The sequence below is a fragment of the Embleya sp. NPDC005575 genome, assembly GCF_040605455.1.
GTDB lineage: Bacteria > Actinomycetota > Actinomycetes > Streptomycetales > Streptomycetaceae > Embleya.
The window spans coordinates 1-20,931 of sequence record NZ_JBEXCV010000080.1; the positions used below are offsets into that span (position 1 = coordinate 1).

The following is a 20,931-nucleotide window of genomic DNA, read 5'->3' on the forward strand; positions in this document are numbered from 1 at the left end:
GGCGCAGCCCGCCCCGGGCCCGACGCAGCTTCCGGGCCCGACGCAGGCGCACGGCACGGCGCAGGTCCCAGGCGCGGCACAGCTCCCGGGCCCGACGCACGTCGCGCCGTCGGCGCCGCAGCCCGCCCCGGACGCCGCCGAATCAGACCGCGAGGTGCAGGTCGCGCGACTGTTCGACCTGCACTATCCCTCGATGCTCCGGCTCGCCACCCTGCTCGGCGCCGACGACCCGGAGAACATCGTCGCCGAGGCCTACTACGAGATCTACCGCAAATTTCGTAAACTGCGCACGCCCGAAGCCGCTGCGGCCTATCTGCGGTCGGTGGTGTGCAATCTGGTCCGAATGCGAATACGCCACCTCCAGGTCGCCCGCCGGCACGTCGAGGAACCCGTGGACACGGTGGCCTCGGCCGAGACCTCGGCCCTGTTGCGCGACGACCAGCAGGCGCTGATCCGCGCACTGCGCGAGTTGCCGGCGCGCCAGCGCGAGGCGCTCGTGCTGCGCCACTGGCTGGGGCTGAAGGAGAAGGAGATCGCGTCGACCATGGGCATCTCGGTCGGCTCCGTCAAGACGCACACCGCGCGTGGGATCGCCGCTCTCACGCACGCGATGGAGGTACGGCGATGAACAACCCGCCCGACACCGAGACGATGAACAACCCTCCCGGCACGGAGCGACAACTGCGCGAGGCACTGGAAACCCTGGCCGCCGGCATCCACCCGGCCCCGGACGCGTACCGCACCGCGCACGGCGACTGGCAGCGCCGCGAACGCCGTCGCCGGCTGGTCCTGGCCACGCTGATCGTGCTGGTCTTCACCCTGGCCACGGTGATCGGCGTCCTGGTCCTCAATCACACACCCGCCGACCCCGGCCCGGTCTTCGAGCACCGGCCCTCCCCGTGACGTCCTCGCGGCGCGGGCCGAGACGGCCCGCCACCGGTGCGCGACGCCCCGAAGTCTTGTTAGTAAAGTTTCCTAACAAGTCTTGACGGCGCGCGCGGCACCTTGGGATCGTCAGGGCCAACAACCGGGCCGGAGGCTCCTGTTGGGGCACTGCGGGCCACCCGACCGCGGTGGTGCCGAGTCACGCGACGGCACTTCTCCGGCCCATTCGAGCGCACCATCCTGCCCGGCTCAGGCACGACGATCGGCTCCTCAACCCTGGAGGACGACGTGCACCTGTCCCTGCCCCCGCGCCCGACCCGCCGAAGTCCCTCGTTTCTCTTCGCTCGGCGTGCCGTGTCCCGATTGCCCAAATTTCCCGCCGTCCTCGCCGTGATCGCCATGCTGGCGACCGTGCTGACCTTCGGCCAAACCGCCTCCGCCGCGGAGGTTTTGCTCTCCCGCGGCAAACCCGCCACCGCCTCCTCCAGTGAGGACTCCACGCTCGGCCCGGCCAAGGCCGTGGACGGCAAGAGCACCACCCGGTGGGCGAGCAAGGAGGGGTCCGGCGCCCAGTGGCTGAGCGTCGACCTCGGCTCCGACGTCTCCATCTCCCGGGTCAAGCTGACCTGGGAGGCCGCCTACGCCAAGGCGTACCGGATCGAGGTCTCGCCCGACGGCGCGTCTTGGACCAAGGTCTACAACACCTCGGCCGGCGACGGCGGCACCGACGACCTCGGCGCACTGTCCACCCACGGTCGCCACGTGCGCGTGTACGCGACCACCCGGGCCACCGAATACGGCTACTCCCTTTGGGAGTTCGAGGTATTCGGCGCAGGCGGCCCGGACACCACCGCACCCACCACGCCGACCGCGTTGCGGGTGACCGGCACCACGCCCACCGGCGTCTCGCTGGGCTGGACCGCCTCCACCGACAACGTCGGGGTGACCGGCTACGACGTGCTGCGCGACGGCGTCACCGTCGGCACGAGCGCCGGCACCTCCTATACCGACACCGGCCTGACCACCGGAGTCGGCTACACCTACACCGTTCGCGCCCGCGACGCGGCGGGCAACCTGTCCGCGCCCAGCACGTCGGTGGTCGGCACCCCGCAGGCCGGCGGCTCCTCGTTCACCGTCGTCGCGGCGGGCGACATCTCCGACCCGGGCTGCACGTCGGCCCAGGAGTGCGGGGCCGAGCAGACCGCGCGGCGGGTCGAGGCGATCAATCCGGATGAGGTGATCACGCTCGGCGACAACCAGTACGACACGGGCAGCCTCGCCGACTATCGCAAGTACTACGACACCACGTGGGGCCGGTTCAAGGCCAAGACCCGTCCCGCGCCCGGCAATCACGAGGCCGACGACAGCCCGTCCGAGGCCGGCTACAAGGCCTACTTCGGCAACCGGGCCACTCCCGACGGCACCACCTGGTACAGCTGGGACCGCGGCGGCTGGCACTTCATCGCGCTCGACTCCGAGCAGTCGATGTCGGCGAACTCGGCGCAGATCCAGTGGCTCAAGGCGGATCTGGCGAACAACTCCCAGGGCTGCGTGGCCGCCTACTGGCACAAGCCCCTGTACAGCTCGGGGCCGCAGGCGGACAAGGTCAGTCAGACCGCGTGGCAGGTGCTCTACGACGCGCACACGGATCTGATCCTCAACGGGCACGACCACCTCTACGAGCGCTACGCGCCGCAGAACCCCAAGGCCAAGGCGGATCCCGCCGGCATCCGCGAGTTGCTCGTGGGCACCGGTGGCGCGGACCCGTACGACTTCGAGAGTCCGCAACCCAACAGCGAAAAGCGGGTGACCGGTTCGCCGGCCGTACTCAAGCTGACTCTCTCCGCCGGCAGCTACTCCGGACAGCTCGTGCGCTATGACGGCAAGCAGCTCGACTCCTTCGGGCCGGTCGGCTGCCACTGAGTCCACCGATCGTGCGGGCCGGCCGGCGACCACTTCCCCGGCCGGCCCGTACCGGGCCCGAATCACCGCTTCCCGTCCCGTCGTCGCCACCCACCTCGTTCCGACCGATCCATCCCTTTGACCCATCCCGTTCGACTCGTCCGCTCCGACCCGACCCGAGTCCACCGTCCCCGGACGGATCGAGGGAGGACCGCCCGTGTACATCGCCGCCACCCGGCGCGCGGATCAGGCCGGTGGGATCGCCTCGGCCAAGGCACCGCGCAAATTCGCGCGCAACGTCCCGGCCAACGTGCTCGCGCTCGGCGCCGTCAGTCTGGTCACCGACATCTCCTCGGAGATGGTCACCGCGGTGCTGCCCACCTACTTCGTGCTCACCCTGGGGCTGAGCCCGTTGCAGTACGGTCTCCTGGACGGCACCTACTTCGGCGTCACCGCCTTCGTGCGCCTGCTCGGCGGCCAAGTGGCCGACCGCACCCGCCGGCGCAAGCTGGTCGCGGGCACCGGCTACGGGTTGTCCGCCGTGTGCAAACTCGGCCTCCCGCTGGCCGGTTCCTCGGTCACCGGGCTGGGCCTGGTGCTCGCGGCGGACCGCACCGGCAAGGGGCTGCGCACCGCGCCACGCGACGCACTGATCACGCTCAGCACGCCCGCGCCCGATCTGGGGCGGGCATTCGGCGTGCACCGCGCGATGGACACGATCGGCGCCTTCCTCGGACCGCTCGCCGCCTTCGCCGTGTTGTGGGCCACCCACGACGCGTACGACGCCGTGTTCGTGGTGAGCTTCTGCGTGGCCGTCTTCGCGGTACTGCTGATGGCGCTGTACGTGCGCGACCACCACGAACCGGCCGGACCTCGGCGCGAATCATCGCTGCGAGCCGCGTTCGCGCTGCTGCGGCTGCGCCCGTTCCGGCGCACCTGCGTGGCCGCGACGATGCTCGGCCTGCTCACCGTCGGCGACACGTTCGTGTATCTGGTGCTGCAACACGGCTTCGACATCCCGCTCCGCTACTTCCCGCTGCTGCCGCTGGGCACCGCCGGCGCTTATCTGCTGCTTGCGGTGCCGCTCGGTCGACTCGCCGATCGGGTCGGTCGGTTCCGGGTCTTCCTCGGCGGCCACCTCGCGCTGCTCGCGGCCTACGCGGTGGCCGCCGCACCCAACGGCGGCCGGGCGCCGGGCCCCCTGCTGATGTGGACGGTGCTGCTGGGCGTACTCGTGCTCCAGGGCATGTTCTACGCCGCCACGGACGGTGTGCTGATGGCCGCCGCCGGGCCGCTGCTCCCGGTGCACCTGCGCACCAGTGGTCTGGCGCTGCTCCAGACCGGTCAGGCCGGCGCCCGGTTGTTCTCCTCGGTGCTCTTCGGCGCGGCTTGGACGTTGTGGGGCTCGGGCCCCGCGTTGCTCGTCATGGGAGCCGGCTTGACCGGCGCCCTCGTCGTGGCCCGGCGGTTGCTGCCGTCGCGGTCCCCACTGCCGGAGGTGACCGGATGAAGCGCGCCCTCGGCCTGCTGCTCGGCCTGCTGGTGCTGGTCGGAGTGGCGGTCGGCTACTCGACCTTCGCGGCCGGCCGCGAGGACGACTCGGCGGTCGAGCGCCGGCCGCTGGACCTGGCCGCCGGCGGGCAGTTGGTGTTCGTGGACACCGCCCGCAAAGGCGGCCACCGCACCGTGGCCGCGACCACGATCGACCCGGCCGGCAGCACCGGCGCGGCCCGCACCGACAGCGGGTTGCGCTGTGAACGCTTCGCCGTCGGCGCGGCCACCGGCGTCTGCCTCCAGACCCGCGGCGGCCCGCTGCCCGGCACCGACGCGTTGATCGTGGATCGGGCAATGAACGTCCGGCGCCGGATCGAACTCGCGGGCACCCCGAGTCGGGCCCGGGTCTCGGCGAGCGGACGGATGGTGTCCTGGACCGTCTTCGTCACCGGCGAGTCCTACAACAAGGCCGGGTTCTCCACCTGGACCGGCATCCTGGACACCCACACCGACTACACGTTGCTCAACATCGAGGCCATCCCGCTGACCATCGACGGCAAGCGCTACCGATCCGCCGACGTCAACTACTGGGGCGTCACATTCGCCGCCGACGACAACCGCTTCTACGCCACCGTGTCCACCAAGGGCCGCACCTACCTGGTCGAGGGCGACTACGCGAACTGGGAGGCGCACACGGTGCGGGAGAACCTGGAATGCCCGTCGTTGTCCCCGGACGGCACCCGGATCGCGTTCAAGAAACGCTCCGGCCCCACCACGTGGCGACTGCACGTGCTGGACCTGGCGACGATGCGCGAGACCCCGCTGGCCGAACGGGAGAGCATCGACGATCAGGCGGCCTGGCTGGACGACCACACCGTGATGTACGGCCGGGGCCGCGACGTCTACGCGACGCCCGCCGACGGATCGGGTACGCCACGCCTGCTCGCGGCGAAGGCGGCCTCGCCGACGGTCCTGCGCTGACCACCCGTTCCCACACCGCACTTCGCGCGCCGGGCCGTACCGCCGGGCCCGGCGCGTCCGGTCCACCGGCACGGCCCGGGTGCGGGCGTCGGTCCGGAGGCGCGTCCACCGCGACTTCGGACGCGGCCGGGCACGAAAGCCGGCCCGGATCGGGCGGTCAGCCGCCGTGCCGCCCGACCAACAGGGCGCCCAGGGCGCTGCGTTCGTGTCTAACCGACCGACCGGCCCGGGTGGTCGTGATCAGTCCCGCGCCACGCAGCGCGGCGGTGTGCGCGGAGACGGTGGCGTTGGCGACCCGGAGCCGGCGGGCCAGGTCGCCCGTGGTGTGCCCGGCGGCGAGCAGATGCAGGATGTCGAGCCGGGTCCGGCCGATCACCGCGGCCAGTGCGTCCTCGGTGCCGCCGGGCCCGGCGAGTGCGAGCGGCAGGCCCGGCCCTGCCGGACAGGTGACGGCCACGGGCCGTTCGGGCAGGTTCGACACCAGCGGGTGCGCACTCCAGTGGAAGGTGGGCAGGAGCAACAGGCCGCGCCCGCCCAGCTCGATGTCCTCGTCGGGCGGAGCGGCGAACTCCCAGACGCCGTCCCGCAGTCGGCTGCCCGGGACGAGTTCGGCGAGGGCCGCGCCGAGCCCGTGTTCGGCCATGGTCAGCGCGTGTCGGGTGAATTCCGTGTGATGCAGGTCCTGCACCAGGGACCACACCGGGCCCAGGAGCGTCTCGAAGGCCGCGTGCTGGGCCCGGCGTACCACCTGCCAGGCGTCCGCGTCGCCGCGGTGCAGGTCGCGGATCCAGTGCGGCACGGGCGCGGGATGCCCGGTGTACACCCGTTCGATCTCGGCTCGCACCATCTCCGGGCGGGTGGCCCGAACCGTGTCCAGGCCCTGAATCAGCGAATCGTCGAAGACGTCGATGAACATGGGCGGCCGCCCGCCGGGGACCAGGTCCCCGAGCGGGTCGACGGCCGCCGGCAGGGTCCGGAGCAGCCCTTGCCGCCAGCGGCCGAAGAGCAGCGCCTCGTCCGGGCGCACCATCCGCATCAGCGCCGCGTTGAGTTCCTGCAACGGTGCCGGTCGCGGGGCGAACCGGATCCGGGCGAAGTCGGCGGCGGTGAAGTGGATCCGGATCACTACTCTCCTCGCCGGCGCGGCGCCATCCTTTCGGCCCGTGCCTCAACCTTCGCGTGTCGTCCCCGTCGGATGCCAACCTTCGGGACATGCCCCCGGCATTCACCCAGGAGGCATCGAACGCCGCAAGGGCGCGGCTCACATGGGTCTCGCGCCCGGTTCGCCCGCCACCACACGACACGAGGAGTATCCATGGTTCGCGAAGAAGCCGACGGGCCCGCCGGGATCGACCGGCGGCGGGTCCTCGCCTCGGCCGTGCCGGCCGCGGCACTGCTCCTCGCGGGCGGCATCGCCCGCGCTCGACCCGCGTCCGCCCGACCCGCGACCGCTCGACCCGCGACCGAACGACTCACGCCCGCCCGATCCGACGAGCCCCGGCCCGCGACCGACGGCGTGCTGCGGCTCACGCCGCCGACCGGGCCGTATCCGGTCGGGACCACCACGTTGTACCTGGTCGACCGCTCCCGGCCGGACCCGTGGGAGCCGATCCCGGTGCGCGAGGTGATGGTCACGGTGTTCTACCCGGCCCGCACCGTGCGCGGCCGCCCGGTCGCACCGCAACTGAGCGCCGGAGCCGGGCAGGCGTTCGTGACGGCCGCTCGGCTGACCCACCCGCAGCTGCCCGCGGCGGGGGTGGACTGGGCGGCCACGGCCACCCACGCGTACACGAACGCGCCCGCGCGGACCGAGCGGCGCCCGGTGCTGCTGTACAGCCCCGGCGGCGGCGACCCGCGTGGCATGGGGACCGGCGTCGCCGAGGAGTTGGCGAGCCGGGGCTACGTGGTGGTGTGCATCGACCATTCGGGCGACGGCGCCGTGATCGAGTTCCCGGTGGACATGCGGGGTCGCGAGGACCGGGTGCGCTGGACCGTCTTCCGCTTCGACCCGCGCACCGATCCCGGGATGTTCCGCACCATGATCGACACCCGGATCGCGGACACCCGGTTCGTGCTCGACCGGTTGACGGTCCTGGCCGACGGCGAGAACCCGGATCCGACCGGCACGCCGCTGCCCGACGGCCTGCATCGGGCGCTGGATGTGCGACGGGTGGGCGTCTACGGTCACTCCGCCGGTGGCACGACCGCGGCCGAGGCGATGCACGAGGATCGCCGAATCGCCGCCGCGGTCAACCTGGAGGGCTACCTGGACCACCCGTCGCCCGAGCCCGGCCGGGACGGCGAGTTGTACGCGATCGCCCGCGACGGCACCGATCGGCCGCTGCTCCTGCTGGGCACCGACGGCTTCACCGACCGGCGGAGCCTGGACCGCTCGTGGTCCGCGCTGCGCGCCCGATCCCGCCGGCCCGTCCCCCGGCGCCGCATCGAGGCCGCCGCACACCACGTGTTCACCGACCATGCCGTCTTCGCACCCCGACTCCAGGCCGCCGGCCTGATGTCCGCCGCCGACCGGATCGCCCTGATCGGCCCGATCGACCCGGCCGTGTCGGTGCCCACGGTGCGCCGGTACGTCCACGCGTTCTTCGCTCGGCACCTGCCCGCACACTGAGCGGCCGGACCGGGTCGGTGACGACGCACGCGTGTGGGCGCCGGGGAAACCCCCGGCGCCCACGCGCGTGTCCTGCGTCGGCGAAGGTCAGGCGGGCCCGGGTGCCGGGTCGCCCTCCTCGACCCAGTCCATCGTGCGCGCCACCGCCTTGCGCCAGTTGCGATACCCCAGGTCGCGGGTGGCGTCGTCCATCCGCGCGGTCCATTCTGCGGCGCGGTGCCAGTTCGCCCGCAGCGAGTCCAGGTCGGGCCAGTAGCCGACCGCGAGTCCGGCCGCGTACGCCGCGCCCAGTGCGGTGGTCTCGGCCACGAACGGGCGGGCCACCGGGGCGTCCAGCACGTCGGCGATGGTCTGCATGAGCAGGTTGTTGGCGGTCATCCCGCCGTCCACCTTGAGCGTGGCGAGCTTGACGCCGGAGTCGCGCTCCATCGCGTCCACCACCTCGCGGGTCTGCCACGCGGTGGCCTCCAGGACGGCCCGCGCGATGTGCCCCTTGTTCACGTACGCGGTCAGGCCGGCGATCACACCGCGTGCGTCCGAGCGCCAGTACGGCGCGAACAGTCCGGAGAAGGCCGGCACGAAGTACGCGCCGCCGTTGTCCTCGACGGTCAGCGCGAGCGTCTCGATCTCGGCCGCGGTGCTGATCAGTCCCATCTGGTCGCGCATCCACTGCACCAGCGACCCGGTCACCGCGATCGAGCCTTCCAGCGCGTAGACCGGCGCGTCCTTGCCGAGCCGGTAGGCGACCGTGCTGAGCAGGCCGTGGTGCGACTGCACGATCCGCGATCCGGTGTTGATCAGCAGGAAGCTGCCGGTGCCGTAGGTGCTCTTGGCCTCGCCCTCCTCGAAGCACGTCTGCCCGAACAGCGCGGCCTGCTGGTCGCCCAGCGCGGAGGCGACCGGGACGCCCTCCAGGATGCCTCGGGCGGTGCCGTACACCTCGGCGGAGGAGCGGATCTCGGCCAGCAACGAACGCGGCACGTCCATCGCGCGCAGGATCCGGTCGTCCCAGTCCAGCGTCTCCAGGTTCATCAACATCGTGCGCGAGGCGTTGGTGACGTCGGTGACGTGCACGCCGCCGTCCGGGCCGCCGGTGAGGTTCCACACCACCCACGACTCCATCGTGCCGAACAGGATGTCGCCCCGATCGGCCCGCTCACGCAGCCCCTCGACGTTGTCGAGCAGCCAGCGGATCTTGGGTCCGGCGAAGTAGCTGGCCAACGGCAGCCCGGTCTCCACCCGGAAGCGGTCCTGGCCGACGTTGCCGCCCAGTTCGCGGCACAGCGCGTCGGTGCGGGTGTCCTGCCACACGATCGCGTTGTGCACCGGCACACCGGTGTGGCGGTCCCACAGCACGGTGGTCTCGCGCTGATTGGTGATGCCCAGTGCGCGGATCTGCTCACGACGGATGCCCGCCTGGGCGAGCGCGCCGGCGACCACCGCCTGCACCACGCTCCAAATCTCGGCGGCGTCGTGCTCGACCCAGCCCGGGCGCGGGAAGATCTGCCGGTGCTCGCGCTGGTCGACGGCGACGATGCGCCCGTCCGCGCCGAAGATGATGCATCGGCTGGACGTGGTGCCCTGGTCGATCGCGGCGATGTAGGTGTCGGACATGGCTCCTCTTCCGAAGGATCCGAGGGAAAAGTCGGGGTCGGTGTGTGCGGGCGCGGACCTCAGAACGCGAGCCGGTACAGCCCGCCGGCCGCCAGCCCGCCCAGGGTCGGGCCGACCACGGGGACCCACGCGTAGGCCCAGTCCGAGCCGCCCTTCTTGGGGATGGGCAGCAGCGAGTGTGCCAGGCGCGGCCCGAGATCGCGGACCGGATTGATGGCGTAGCCGGTCGGACCGCCCAGCGACAGGCCGATGCCCACCACCAGGAGTGCGGTCATCAGGATGCCGGTACCGGAGAGGGCGAGCCCGTCGGTCAGGCCCTGGGTGAGGATCACGATGACCAGCACGGTGGTGGCGATCGTCTCGGTGATCACGTTCTGCACCGGGTTGCGGATTTCCGGCGAGGTGGCGAACACTGCGAGCACCGGTTCACCGTGCTCCTTGAACTGACCCAGATAGGTGGCCCAGGCCAGCACGGCGCCGATCACCGCGCCGGTGAACTGCCCGGCGAGGTAGACCGGCACCTTGTCCCATTCTCCGGTCTTGACGGCTATGCCGAACGTGACGGCGGGATTGAGATGCGCGCCGGACAGCGACACGCTCGCGTATGCCCCGGCCAGGACCGCGAAGCCCCAGCCGAAGGTGATCGCCAGCCAGCCCGCGTTCTGCGCCTTGGACCGGTTCAGGGTGACCGCCGCGCACACGCCGACGCCCAGGAGCAGCAGGATGGCCGTACCCAGGGTCTCGCCGATGAAGATCTTGTCGCTCGTCACAACAACACGGCCCCTTCTTGACTGCACGGATGGGACGGCGCCGGGATGCGGCGCCGGACGGACGCACGGCACGCACGCCGGGATCGACGCGCCGTGCGGGGATGCGGGAATCCGCTCCGCATCAGGGCGGGCGGGGGGAGACCGCCGTTGCGGTGCCGTGGAGTACGCACGCCGGGTGGATCCCGATCGCACTCGGATCGCAACCGTTGGCCCGGTCCGTTCGATCTGGCAGACGACTCTGACTGGCATTCGACATTGACGACCGCTGTCCGGCAGTGTTCTCTGCGGGTTGCGCCGCCGTCAAGAGTCCGTGAACATCTCGTTTCCGACCCTGCCCGCGAGCGCCGGGCCCGGCGGGCGGGCGGTGGGCCCGATCGGCATGCGTACGACCGCTGTTCTACATTGCCAACCCGATCTTCATTGCCAACCTGATCTTCGATGGAGGAGTTGGTATGCCCGGTCCCATCCAGTCGCTCGAACGCGCAGCGGCGATCCTGCGGCTGCTCGCCGGCGGCGAACGGCGCTTCGGCCTGAGCGAGGTGGCCACCACCCTGGGTCTGGCGAAGGGCACCGCGCACGGCATCCTGCGCACGCTCCACCAGGAGGGGTTCGTCGAACAGGACGCCAAGAGCGGCAAGTACCAGCTCGGCGCCGAACTGCTCCGACTGAGCAGTTCCTACCTCGACGTGCACGAGTTGCGCGCCCGGGCCCTGGTCTGGGCCGACGACCTGGCTCGCGCCAGCGGCGAGAGCGTACGCATCGGGGTGCTGCACAAGGGCGGTGTGCTGGTCATCCACCACGTCTTCCGACCGGACGACAGCCGTCAGGTGCTGGAGATCGGCGCGATGTTGCCGCTGCACTCCACCGCGTGGGGCAAGGTGCTGCTCGCGGTGGACCCGGCGGCTCGCGCCGAGCTGAACGAGAGCGATCCGGTCGCCTTCACCGCCCGCACGCTGACCGATCCGGCCGCGATGGACGCGGAGAGCGTGACGGTGCGCGAGCGCGGCTGGGCGTGCGACATCGAGGAGTCGGTCCTGGGTCTGGCGGCCATCGCCGCGCCGATCCGGGACCGGCGCGGCACGCCGCTGGGCGCGGTGGGCATCAGCGGCGCGGTGGAGCGGATCGTCGCGGACGGCGCGCCGCGCGCCACGCTGGTGGCCTCGGTCCGGGACGCGGCGCGCGCCATCTCGCGCGACCTGGGTGCGACTTTCCCGTACTGAGGTCTCGATACCGCCTCGTATCCGACGCCCGTCCCGGGGTCCCGCGTCGGGTACGGACCGGTCCGGGACGTAATCCGACCCTCGCTCCGACCGGCGGCACTTGACCGCTGCCCGACCGGCAATGAAAACTGTCGTTCATCGTTCGACAATGCCGACCACATAGATTCGAATCGGGACCCCGTCCCACCGCTCCGCAGCCGGCCCAGTGGAAAGAAGACGCGTGATGAGCACCGCCACGGATCCGACCGTTCCCGTTCGTGCCCACAGCCGTGCCGAACTTTCGCGCGGCACCCACGACCTGCTCGTCATCGGTGGCGGCATCCTCGGCACGGCGGTGGCCTGGACCGCGGCCCAGACCGGACTGCGCGTGGCCATGGTCGACGCCGGCGACTTCGCCGGCGCCACCTCGTCCGCGTCGTCCAAGCTCGTGCACGGCGGCCTGCGCTACCTCCAGACCGGCAACCTCAAGCTGGTCGCGGAGAACCACCGCGAACGCCGCACGCTGGCCCGCGACGTGGCCCCGCATCTGGTCCGACCGCTGTCCTTCCTGGTCCCGGTCTACAAGGACGGCCCGCACGGCTCGGCCAAGCTCGGCGCCGGCGTGTTCCTGTACTCGGCCCTGTCCGCCTTCGGCGACGGGATGGGCAAGGTGATCGGCCGAGAGCACGCGCTCGAACTCGTCCCGGCCCTGCGCAAGGACGGCCTGCGCCGCGCCGCCGTGTACGGCGACCACCAGATGAACGACAGCCGGGTCGCGGTGACCACCGTGCGCGCGGCGGTCGAGGCCGGCGCGGTCGTGCTCAACCACGCCGAGGTGGTCGGTCTGCGCAAGGACGCAGGCGGCCGGGTCACCGGCGCCGAACTGCGCGACCGGCTCGACGGCGCCGAGTTCGGCGTGAACGCGCGCGTGGTGCTGAACGCGACCGGCCCGTGGGTGGACCACCTGCGCCGGATGGAGGACCCGACGGCCGAGCCGAGCATCCGGCTGTCCAAGGGCGTGCACCTGGTGCTGCGCCAGCAGCAGCCGTGGCGGGCCGCGTTGACCATCCCGATCGACAAGTACCGGGTCTCCTTCGCGATTCCGTGGGAGGAGCACCTGCTGCTCGGCACCACCGACGAGGCGTACGAGGGCGACCCCGGCAAGGTCTCGCCCACCGAGGCCGACATCGCGCAGATCCTGGACGAGGCGGGCAGCGCGGTCGACCCGGCGCAGCTGCGCCGCGAGGACATCACCTACGCGTTCGCCGGTCTGCGGGTCCTGCCCGGCGGGGCGGGTGCCACGAGCGAGGCCAAGCGGGAGACCGTGGTCACCGAGGGGCGCGGCGGCATGTTGTCGGTGGCGGGCGGCAAGTGGACCACCTACCGGCACATCGGCCGTACCGTGCTGGACAAGCTGGCCAAGGCCGGCGTCGTGGCCCTGGAGCAGGACATGGCGACCCCGCTGCGTCGGGTGGCACTGCCGGGCTCGGCGAACCCCGAGGCGGTGGCACACCGACTGCTCGGCGAGGCCACCGCCGAGGACGGCGTGGACCCGGTGGTGGCCCGCCACCTCGCGTCGCACTACGGCAACCTCGCCTACGACCTGGCCGCGCTGGTGCGCACCGACCGCGAACTCGGCGAGCGGATCCACCCGGACGGGCCGGACATCTGGGCCCAGGTCGCCTACGCGCGCGACCACGAGTGGGCAATGACGGTGGACGACGTGCTACGGCGCCGGACCACGGTGACCATTCGCGGTCTGGACACCCCCGAGGTGCGCTCCCGGATCGAGAAGCTGCTGGCGGCCGGGCCGAGCTGACGCGCGGGGCGCCCGACCGCCTCGGGGCCGGCGCCGCGACCGGCGCCCGGGGGGCGGTTCTCGGGGGCGCTTCTCGGGGGGCGGTCCGGCCGGCGATGCCGGGTCGGTACGTTCGAAACTCGTCCGGCGATTTCCGTTATCCGCGCCGCCCCGGGGGCTCTCCCGAGTGGCGGATGGACGGGAGCGGGCCCGTCACGCCGGTCGAGGAAAGTGGACGTACGTGGACAACGAGCACAACACCGCCCTGGTCGTCGCGGCCCAGGGCGGTGATCTGCGTGCCCGCGATCGACTCGTGGCCGACTGGTTGCCTCTGGTGTACAACATCGTCGGCCGGGCGCTGAACGGGCACGCGGACGTCGACGACGTGGTGCAGGAGACCATGCTCTGCGCGGTGTCCGGCCTCGACGGCCTGCGCGATCCGGAGCGCTTCCGGTCCTGGCTGGTGGCCATCGCGATCAATCAGGTGCGCCGCCGGCACGCCCGCCGCGCGACCACCACACCGCTCGACGAGATCGCCGAATACCCGGACCCGGCAGCCGACTTCGCCGACCTGACCATCCTGCGGCTGGGCCTGTCCGGGCAGCGCCGCGACGTCGCCGAGGCGACCCGCTGGCTGGACCCGGACACCCGCGAACTGCTCGCCCTGTGGTGGTTGGAGGCGGCCGGCACGCTGACCCGGGCCGAACTCGCCGCGGCCCTGGACCTGCCTGCGGCACACGTGGCGGTCCGAGTCCAGCGCATGAAGGAGCAGTTGGAGGCGGCCCGCGTGGTGGTCCGCGCACTCGCCGCCGCCCCCCGCTGTGCGGAGGCGATCACGCTGCTCGCGGCCTGGGACGGACGGCCGACCCCGCTGTGGCGCAAGCGCATCTCCCGCCACGCCCGCGCATGCGGCGCGTGCGGCGCGCATCGGTACGACCTGGCGCCGGTCGAGGGCCTGCTCGCGGGCCTGGCCCTGCTGCCGCCCACCGCCGTGCTGCTGCACCTGCTCACCCGGGGCCCATGGGCGGCGACGGGAGCAACGACCCCGCTCGCCGACCCGAGCGCGGTCGCCCAAGCGGTTTCGATGGGCGGCCCGGGCCCCATGGGCGGGCCGGGCCCGATGAGTGGGCCGGGCCCGATGAGTGGGCCGGGCCCGATGAGTGGGCCGGGCCCGGGCAGCGTGCCGGGCCCGCCTACCCACCCGGGCCCGTCCGGCGCCACCGATCCGGCCGTCGCGCCGCCCGGGAGCGGCTCGGCTCCACCCGGCCATGCCGCGCCGCGTCCGGCCCGCCGACCCCGCCGGCTCGCGTCCGGCGCCGCCGCGATCGGCCTGGTCGTCCTGGCCGCGGTCGTCATCGTCGACCGCCCCCACCACGACCCACCGACCCCAAGCACGCCCACCGCGAAGCCGCCGGTCGTCGACGCCGCCTCGGCGCCCTCCATATCGCCCCCCGGCGAGCCGTCGCCGGCCACCGCGCCATCCACCGCCCCGCCGCCCTCGACAGAGGTTCCGACGGAGCCCCCGGCCACTCGCTCGACCGCCTCCGCCGACCCCAGGCCCCGGCTCGAACGCGCCGTCGTCGACCTGGTCAACGCCGCCCGGGCCGAGCACGGTTGTGCCCCGGTCCGGGTCGACGATCGGCTGCGGAGCGCCGCCCGCAAACACTCCGACGACATGCTCGCCCGGCGGTTCTACGACCACCTGAACCCGGACGGGGTAGGCGCCGACGGTCGGATCACCGCCGCCGGCTACCGGTGGCGGAAGTGGGGCGAGAACCTCGATCGGGGTCGGTCGGACGCCGCGCACGTGGTCGCGCAGTGGCTGGCCAGTCCGATCCATCGGGACAACATCCTCGATTGCGGCTTCACCGACATCGGCGTCGGCGCCACGGTCGGCCCGGGCGGAACGACCTGGTGGACCCAGGTGTTCGCGACGCCGGCGTGACGCGCGCGATCGGCCCATGCCCTCGTTCTGCGTGCCCGGCCCCGCGCTCGACCACGGCCCACCCGATCGGCCGAGCCGACTCCCACGAAACCCCGCGCCGATTTCCGTTCCGACGAAACCCCGCGCCGATTTCCGTTATCCACCCGCGCCCCGCGGCTCTCCCAGGTGTCCCCGGCGTTCGTGCCGGTCGACGAGCCGTACCTTTCGAGGAGTTGCGCATCGTGCAGTATCGACACCACCGGCAGATCCGACACCACCGGGCCGTGTCCACCACCCTGGCCGCCGCGCTGGCCGCGTTCGTGCTGGCCGGCTGCGGCTCGCCCACCGAGCAGCACGACGGCGCGGCCCGACCGGCGGCCCCGACCGACACGGCGTCGGCCACCACATCGGCGGCGGCGAGCACGTCGACCGCACCGACCTCGGCCGCACCCGGGCAGCCGTCCGGCACCGGCACGAGCCCGAGCACCGGCACGGCGGCCGCAACGCGCAAGCCGACCCCGGCCGACGGCGCGAGCCGCACCGGGACGGACGGCAGGGCCCCGGCGGCGAAGAGCGCCCGGCCCACCGTGCCGGCGGCGGACGGACCGCCCGGCGCCAATCCCACCGTGCGCGGCAACCGACCCGCGTCCCAGTCGATAGCCGACGCCGAGGCGATGTCCCTGGAACTGCTCAATGCCGAACGCGCGAAGGTCGGCCTGCGGCCGCTCCGGGCGAGCACCGACCTGAGCGACTTCGCCCGCAAGTGGGCCGAACACATGCGCCGCACCGGCTTCGCCCACTCCGGCGCCGAGGTCGACGTCCTGATCACCGGTGCCCGCACCGGCGTGTCCGAGAACATCGTGTGGTGGGGCGACCCGGCCATGACGGCCCGCCAGGCGGCCGAGAAGTTCCAGGACATGTGGCGGCACAGCCCCGGCCACTACCGCAACCAGACCGACCCGACCCACACCGAGGCGGGCATCGGCATCTACCGCGACGAAAGCGGCTGGTGGGGCGTCCACGAGTTCGCCAACGGCTGACCCGGCGCTCGTCGATCCGGCCCGCCCCCGGCGGCCCGGTCACCGATGCGCCCCGAACGATCACGGGTCGCCGCATCGGGACCGGGCCGCCCGCCCCCACCCGTCCCATCCGCCGGCGACGGCCCCCGGCGTCGCCCCGCCGTACCACCCGCAATGCCCCGGAGACCGGGCGCAGGATCCGGCCGGCCGACCCGAAACCGGGCGCAAAACGCACTAAACTATGACCATGGCCTCGCGCCGTCCGGTCCGGGGCCGTACCCCTCGGGGACGAGAGAGCCCAATCCGGGAGGACGTCATGCGCAAGGTTGCCGATTGCCGGGAAATGCCCAGTGAGTCCGGGTGCACCCTCACCATCGCCGGGTCCGAGGACGAGGTCGTCGCGGCCGCCACCCAGCACGCCGTCGCGGTGCACGGGCATACCGACTCGCCCGAATTCCGCGAAGAGATCCGCAAGTATCTGAAGGACGAGGAGCCCGGTCGCTAGGGCGGTTCACGCATACGGTTCGCGCGTACAACAGGTGGGCCGGGCGTCCGGACCGACACGTACCCATCATGGGACCCGCCGCCGAGCGGGGAACGCAGGCTGCGCCGGTGTGCCACAGGTCGACCACAAAGCCCGGCTGACGCCGGATCGCACCCGCGCACCGCAACTCCCGCGCGAAGGCGCCGATCGGCGCCTTCGCGCGGTTTACCTTCGCCCGGCACGGCCACAGTCCCCCCATGGCCCCACGACCCACCCGCACGCCCACTCCCCCGCCCGCCCCCGACCCGGCTGCCGCACTGGATCGGATCGCGTTCCTGCTCGAACGCGACCAGGCGCCCACGTACCGGGTCAAGGCCTTCCGCACCGCGTCCGCCGTGGTGGTCGGGCTGGCTCCGGACGACCTGCGCCGCCGGGTCGAGCAGCGCACGCTCGGCGAGCTGAAGGGGATCGGCCCCAAGACGGCGGACGTCGTCGAGCAGGCGTACGCCGGCCGAGTGCCGGGCTATCTCGCAGACCTGGAATCGCGCCCGTCGCCCGTGCCCACCGACGGCGCGGCGCTGCTCGCCGCCCAGCGCGGCGATTGCCACATGCATTCCGACTGGTCCGACGGAGGCAGCCCGATCGACGCGATGGCTCGCACCGCGCGGGATCTGGGGCACGAGTGGGTCGTCCTCACGGACCACTCGCCGCGGTTGACCGTGGCCCGCGGCCTGACCGCCGAGCGGCTCCGCGCGCAGTTGGACGTGGTGGCGGAACTCGCCGCCGAATTGGCCCCGTTCCGGCTGTTGACCGGTATCGAGTGCGACATCCTCGACGACGGCTCGCTGGACCAGGACCCGGACCTCCTGGCCCGCCTGGACGTCGTGGTCGCCTCCGTGCATTCCAAGCTGCGGATGGAGGAGCCGGCGATGACCCGTCGACTGCTGGCCGCCGTGCGCAACCCGCGCGTGAACGTGCTGGGCCACTGCACCGGGCGATTGATCCAGGGCAAGCCGCGCCCGGAGTCCGCGTTCGACGCCGACGCGGTGTTCGCCGCGTGTGCCGAGTCGCACACCGCTGTGGAGATCAACTGCCGCCCCGAGCGCCGGGATCCGCCGTCCCGACTGCTCCGCCGGGCGCTGGCCGCCGGCGTGTACTTCACGATCGACACCGACGCGCACGCGCCCGGCCAACTCGACTGGCAGGGCTACGGTTGTGCCCGGGCCGAGGAATGCGACGTGCCGGCGGACCGGGTGATCACCACGTGGCCGGTCGACCGACTGCTCGCCTGGAGCAGTGCGTCCCGCTGACGCCGCTCAGGCCGAGTCCGCCGCGTCGGCGGTCGCTTCGGCGGTCGCGGCCCGGCGCCGCCCGATCACCGCGGCAGCCGCCGCGGCGCTGCCGGTGAACGCGAGGCCGACCACCCACGGGCGGTCCAGCACGTGGCAGGTCATGTGATCCACCGAGAACCGCCCGGGGCCCGCGAGACCGAGCCCGGCCGCGACGAAGCCGAGGAACGCCGGGTATTCGAAACCGCCCGACTGCGCGAAGAAGCCGGCCGGCGCATGCACCGCAACCGCGCCCGCCATCGCGCCGGCCGCCGCCGCGCCCGCCGCGGGAGTGGCCAGGCCGAGCGCGAGCAACACGCCGCCGCCCGCCTCGCCGAGGCCGGCGGCGATCGCGCTTTGCCTACCGGGTCGAAAGCCCATGTGCTCCATCGCCGAGCCGGTGCCGGCCAGGCCGTGCCCGCCGAACCAGCCGAACAACTTCTGCGCGCCGTGCGCGAACAGCACGCCGCCCGTGCCGACGCGCAAGGCGAGAAGGCCCACGTCCTTGCGTACGGACGATCGGGCACGGGGGGACAGCGGGTTGCGGATCGTCACGGGGCTGTGAAGCGCCACGGGGGCGCGGAGCGACAGACACATGAGGAGCTCTCTTCCGTTGCTGTTTCGGTTTCGGTTGCTGCGAGGCCGCCGCGGTTGTTGCTTCTGTTCCGCCGCCATCCGTTTCCGCTGTTCCGGTTCAGTGCTCGCGGGCGCGGCTGGGTTGGACCCGGGGTGGCTCGCCGGGCATCTTGGGGTGGTCCGGCGGGTACGGCATGTCGCCCACGCCGTGGTCGCGGGCCTGCCGCTCGGCCAGTTCCAGCGCCGGGCGCAGGTCGAAGGCGTGCTCCGGCATGTCCGCGTGCACGTCGCCGAGCCGGGCGTAGCGTTCGGGCATGCCGGCGAGGTCGAAATCGTCGGGGTGCGCGTCGTCGACCTCGTCCCAGGTCAGCGGCGCCGACACGGTCGCCCGGGCGGTGGGACGGGGCGAGTAGGCAGCGGCGATGGTACGGTCCCGGGCCATCTGGTTGTAGTCGACGAAGATGCGTTCGCCGCGCTCCTCCTTCCACCAGGCGGTGGTCACCCGATCAGGCATCCGCGCCTCCAGTTCTCGGGCCAGTGCGATCACCGCGCGCCGCACGTCGGTGAACTCCCACTCGGGCCGGACCGGCACGTACAGGTGCAGGCCGCGTCCGCCGGAAGTCTTGGGCCACGCGGTCAGGCCGTAGTCGGCCAGCACCTCGCGCATCGCGTGTGCGGCGCGGACCGCGTCGGCGAAGTCGGTGCCCGGCTGGGGATCGAGGTCGATGCGCAGTTCGTCGGGGTGCTCGGTGGCGGTGCGCCGGACCGGCCAGGGGTGGAAGGTCAGGCAGCCCAGGTTGCCCGCCCACACCAGTGCGGCCACACTGTCCGGGGCCATCTCGTCGGCATGCCGCCCGCTCGGGAAGGTGATCCGGGCGGTGGGAATCCAGTCCGGCAGGGATTTGGGTACCCGCTTCTGGAAGAACGACTCGCCGTCCACACCGTCGGGAAAGCGCTGGAGCGTGGTGGGTCGATCCCGCAGACCGCGCAGGAGGCCGCCGCCGACCGAGATCAGGTAGCGAACCACGTCACCCTTGGTGAAGCCGCGTGCGGGATAGTAGACCTTGTCGACGTTGCTCACCCGGACGGACCTGCCGTCGACCTCGAATTCCTCGGCAGCGCTCATTCCTCAGGGTAGGCAGATTTGCCCGATTTCGTCCCGATGGCGTGCCGCCGATCGCCCGCTGCGGAGGCAACCGGTGCAGCGCCCGAGCACACTGAGGCGCATGCGCCTTCCCGTGATGCCCCCGGTCAAGCCGATGCTCGCCAAGGCTGCCGCGCGGATTCCCGCCGGACTGCACTACGAGGCCAAATGGGACGGGTTCCGGGCGATCGTCTTCCGAGACGGCGACGAGGTGCTGATCGGCAGCCGCAACACCAAGCCGCTGGATCGTTACTTCCCGGACGTGGTGGACGCGGTGTTGCGGCTGCTCCCGCCACGCTGCGTAGTGGACGGCGAACTGGTCATCGCCCGCGACGGACGGCTCGACTTCGACCGGCTCCAGGACCGGATCCACCCGGCCGCCTCGCGGGTGCGACACCTGGCCGAGACCACCCCGGCGTCCTTCGTCGTATTCGACCTGCTGGCGCTGGGCGACGAGTCGTACCTGGCCCACCCGCTGACCGAGCGCCGAGCCGCGCTGGAGCGGGCACTGGCCGAGGTACCGGCGCCGATCCACCTGGCGCCCGCCACCACCGATCCGGCAAAGGCGCGGGATTGGTTCGACCGGTTCGAGGGAGCCGGCCTGGACGGCATCGTGGCCAAGGACCCGGCCGGGCCGTATCTGCCGGACGTACGGGCGATGGTCAAGGTCAAGCACGAACGCACCGCGGACTGCGTGGTGGCGGGCTACCGCGAGCACAAGTCGGGCCCGGTGGTGGGTTCGCTGCTGCTCGGTCTGTACGACGACCGGGGTCGGCTGCAACACGTGGGCGTCAGCGCGGCGTTCACCGCGGTCCGGCGGGCCGAACTGATCGAGGAGTTGGCGCCCTACCGGATGGCGGATCCGACCGGGCACCCGTGGGCGCACTGGGCCGAGGCCGAGGCGCACGAGGGCGATCGGCTGCCCGGTGCCGTGACCCGCTGGTCGGGCGGGCGGCTCTCGGACTGGGTGCCGCTGCGGCCGGAGTCGGTCTGCGAGGTGGCCTACGACCACGTCCAGGGCGACCGGTTCCGGCACACGACCCGGTTCCGCCGGTGGCGTACCGACAAGGACCCGGCCGAGTGCACCTACGAACAACTCGCCGAACCGGCCCGCTACGACCTGGCCGACGTGCTCGGCACCCGCTGAGCCGGGCGGGCCGCCCGCCGTCGCCGAATCCGGCGGC

At 72.4% G+C, this 20,931-nt stretch carries 18 protein-coding genes; 13 read left to right on the plus strand and 5 right to left on the minus strand.

Going from position 1 to position 20,931, the window contains the following annotated elements; genetic code table 11:
- The 5 genes from ABZS54_RS24835 to ABZS54_RS24855 form a co-directional block, all read left to right on the plus strand.
- A partial coding sequence (locus ABZS54_RS24835; RefSeq protein ID WP_355540085.1) for a sigma-70 family RNA polymerase sigma factor occupies positions 1-628 on the plus strand: 628 nt, incomplete at its 5' end.
- The gene (locus ABZS54_RS24840) at positions 625-903 is read left to right on the plus strand and encodes a hypothetical protein (RefSeq protein ID WP_355540088.1); all 279 of its coding nucleotides are present in this window, start codon (positions 625-627) and stop codon (positions 901-903) included. The genes ABZS54_RS24835 and ABZS54_RS24840, both read left to right, overlap by 4 nt.
- 336 nt (positions 904-1,239) lie before the next feature.
- Entirely contained in the window at positions 1,240-2,808 is a 1,569-nt protein-coding gene (locus ABZS54_RS24845) for a discoidin domain-containing protein (RefSeq protein ID WP_355540091.1), read from the plus strand.
- 196 nt (positions 2,809-3,004) lie between these two features.
- Complete coding sequence (locus ABZS54_RS24850) at positions 3,005-4,297, plus strand: MFS transporter (protein WP_355540094.1); 1,293 nt, start codon at positions 3,005-3,007, stop codon at positions 4,295-4,297.
- The gene (locus ABZS54_RS24855; protein WP_355540097.1) at positions 4,294-5,262 is read left to right on the plus strand and encodes a hypothetical protein; all 969 of its coding nucleotides are present in this window, start codon (positions 4,294-4,296) and stop codon (positions 5,260-5,262) included. The genes ABZS54_RS24850 and ABZS54_RS24855 overlap by 4 nt, the downstream gene beginning before the upstream one ends.
- A 157-nt stretch (positions 5,263-5,419) precedes the next feature.
- On the opposite strand, the gene ABZS54_RS24860 is transcribed toward ABZS54_RS24855, so the two are convergent.
- Complete coding sequence (locus tag ABZS54_RS24860) at positions 5,420-6,388, minus strand: helix-turn-helix domain-containing protein (RefSeq protein ID WP_355540100.1); 969 nt, start codon at positions 6,386-6,388, stop codon at positions 5,420-5,422.
- A gap of 189 nt (positions 6,389-6,577) precedes the next feature.
- Here ABZS54_RS24860 and ABZS54_RS24865 point away from each other — a divergent pair, with 189 nt between their 5' ends.
- A complete protein-coding gene (locus ABZS54_RS24865; protein ID WP_355540103.1) occupies positions 6,578-7,891 on the plus strand; it encodes an alpha/beta hydrolase in 1,314 nt (437 codons plus the stop codon).
- Positions 7,892-7,978: 87 nt separating this feature from the next.
- On the opposite strand, the gene glpK is transcribed toward ABZS54_RS24865, so the two are convergent.
- Both glpK and ABZS54_RS24875 read right to left on the minus strand, forming a co-directional pair.
- A complete protein-coding gene (gene glpK, locus ABZS54_RS24870) occupies positions 7,979-9,505 on the minus strand; it encodes a glycerol kinase GlpK (RefSeq protein ID WP_355540105.1) in 1,527 nt (508 codons plus the stop codon).
- Positions 9,506-9,564: 59 nt separating this feature from the next.
- Positions 9,565-10,275: an MIP/aquaporin family protein gene (locus ABZS54_RS24875; protein WP_355540107.1), complete on the minus strand. Its 711-nt coding sequence runs from the start codon at positions 10,273-10,275 to the stop codon at positions 9,565-9,567.
- Positions 10,276-10,727: 452 nt separating this feature from the next.
- Here ABZS54_RS24875 and ABZS54_RS24880 point away from each other — a divergent pair, with 452 nt between their 5' ends.
- From ABZS54_RS24880 to ABZS54_RS24905, 6 genes are all read left to right on the plus strand, one after another.
- A complete protein-coding gene (locus ABZS54_RS24880) occupies positions 10,728-11,495 on the plus strand; it encodes an IclR family transcriptional regulator (RefSeq protein ID WP_355540110.1) in 768 nt (255 codons plus the stop codon).
- 223 nt (positions 11,496-11,718) lie between these two features.
- On the plus strand, positions 11,719-13,293 hold the full coding sequence (locus tag ABZS54_RS24885; RefSeq protein ID WP_355540113.1) for a glycerol-3-phosphate dehydrogenase/oxidase: 1,575 nt from the start codon (positions 11,719-11,721) through the stop codon (positions 13,291-13,293).
- Between the two features lie 220 nt (positions 13,294-13,513).
- Complete coding sequence (locus tag ABZS54_RS24890; protein ID WP_355540116.1) at positions 13,514-15,217, plus strand: sigma-70 family RNA polymerase sigma factor; 1,704 nt, start codon at positions 13,514-13,516, stop codon at positions 15,215-15,217.
- A gap of 221 nt (positions 15,218-15,438) precedes the next feature.
- Positions 15,439-16,236, plus strand: coding sequence for a CAP domain-containing protein (locus tag ABZS54_RS24895; protein WP_355540119.1), 798 nt, complete (start codon positions 15,439-15,441; stop codon positions 16,234-16,236).
- A 295-nt stretch (positions 16,237-16,531) separates the two neighbouring features.
- Positions 16,532-16,720 (plus strand): DUF1059 domain-containing protein, encoded by a 189-nt coding sequence (locus ABZS54_RS24900; protein WP_355540122.1) that lies wholly within the window; start codon positions 16,532-16,534, stop codon positions 16,718-16,720.
- 236 nt (positions 16,721-16,956) lie between these two features.
- Complete coding sequence (locus ABZS54_RS24905) at positions 16,957-18,009, plus strand: PHP domain-containing protein (protein ID WP_355540125.1); 1,053 nt, start codon at positions 16,957-16,959, stop codon at positions 18,007-18,009.
- Positions 18,010-18,015: 6 nt separating this feature from the next.
- On the opposite strand, the gene ABZS54_RS24910 is transcribed toward ABZS54_RS24905, so the two are convergent.
- Positions 18,016-18,624 carry a DoxX family membrane protein gene (locus tag ABZS54_RS24910; protein WP_355540128.1) on the minus strand — a complete coding sequence of 203 codons (609 nt, stop codon included), beginning with the start codon at positions 18,622-18,624 and terminating at the stop codon, positions 18,016-18,018.
- A 97-nt stretch (positions 18,625-18,721) separates the two neighbouring features.
- On the minus strand, positions 18,722-19,729 hold the full coding sequence (gene ligD, locus ABZS54_RS24915) for a non-homologous end-joining DNA ligase (RefSeq protein ID WP_355540131.1): 1,008 nt from the start codon (positions 19,727-19,729) through the stop codon (positions 18,722-18,724).
- 100 nt (positions 19,730-19,829) lie between these two features.
- Between ligD and ABZS54_RS24920 the strand changes: the two genes are divergently transcribed.
- Positions 19,830-20,894: an ATP-dependent DNA ligase gene (locus ABZS54_RS24920; RefSeq protein WP_355540134.1), complete on the plus strand. Its 1,065-nt coding sequence runs from the start codon at positions 19,830-19,832 to the stop codon at positions 20,892-20,894.
- The last annotated feature ends 37 nt before the right edge of the window (positions 20,895-20,931 follow it).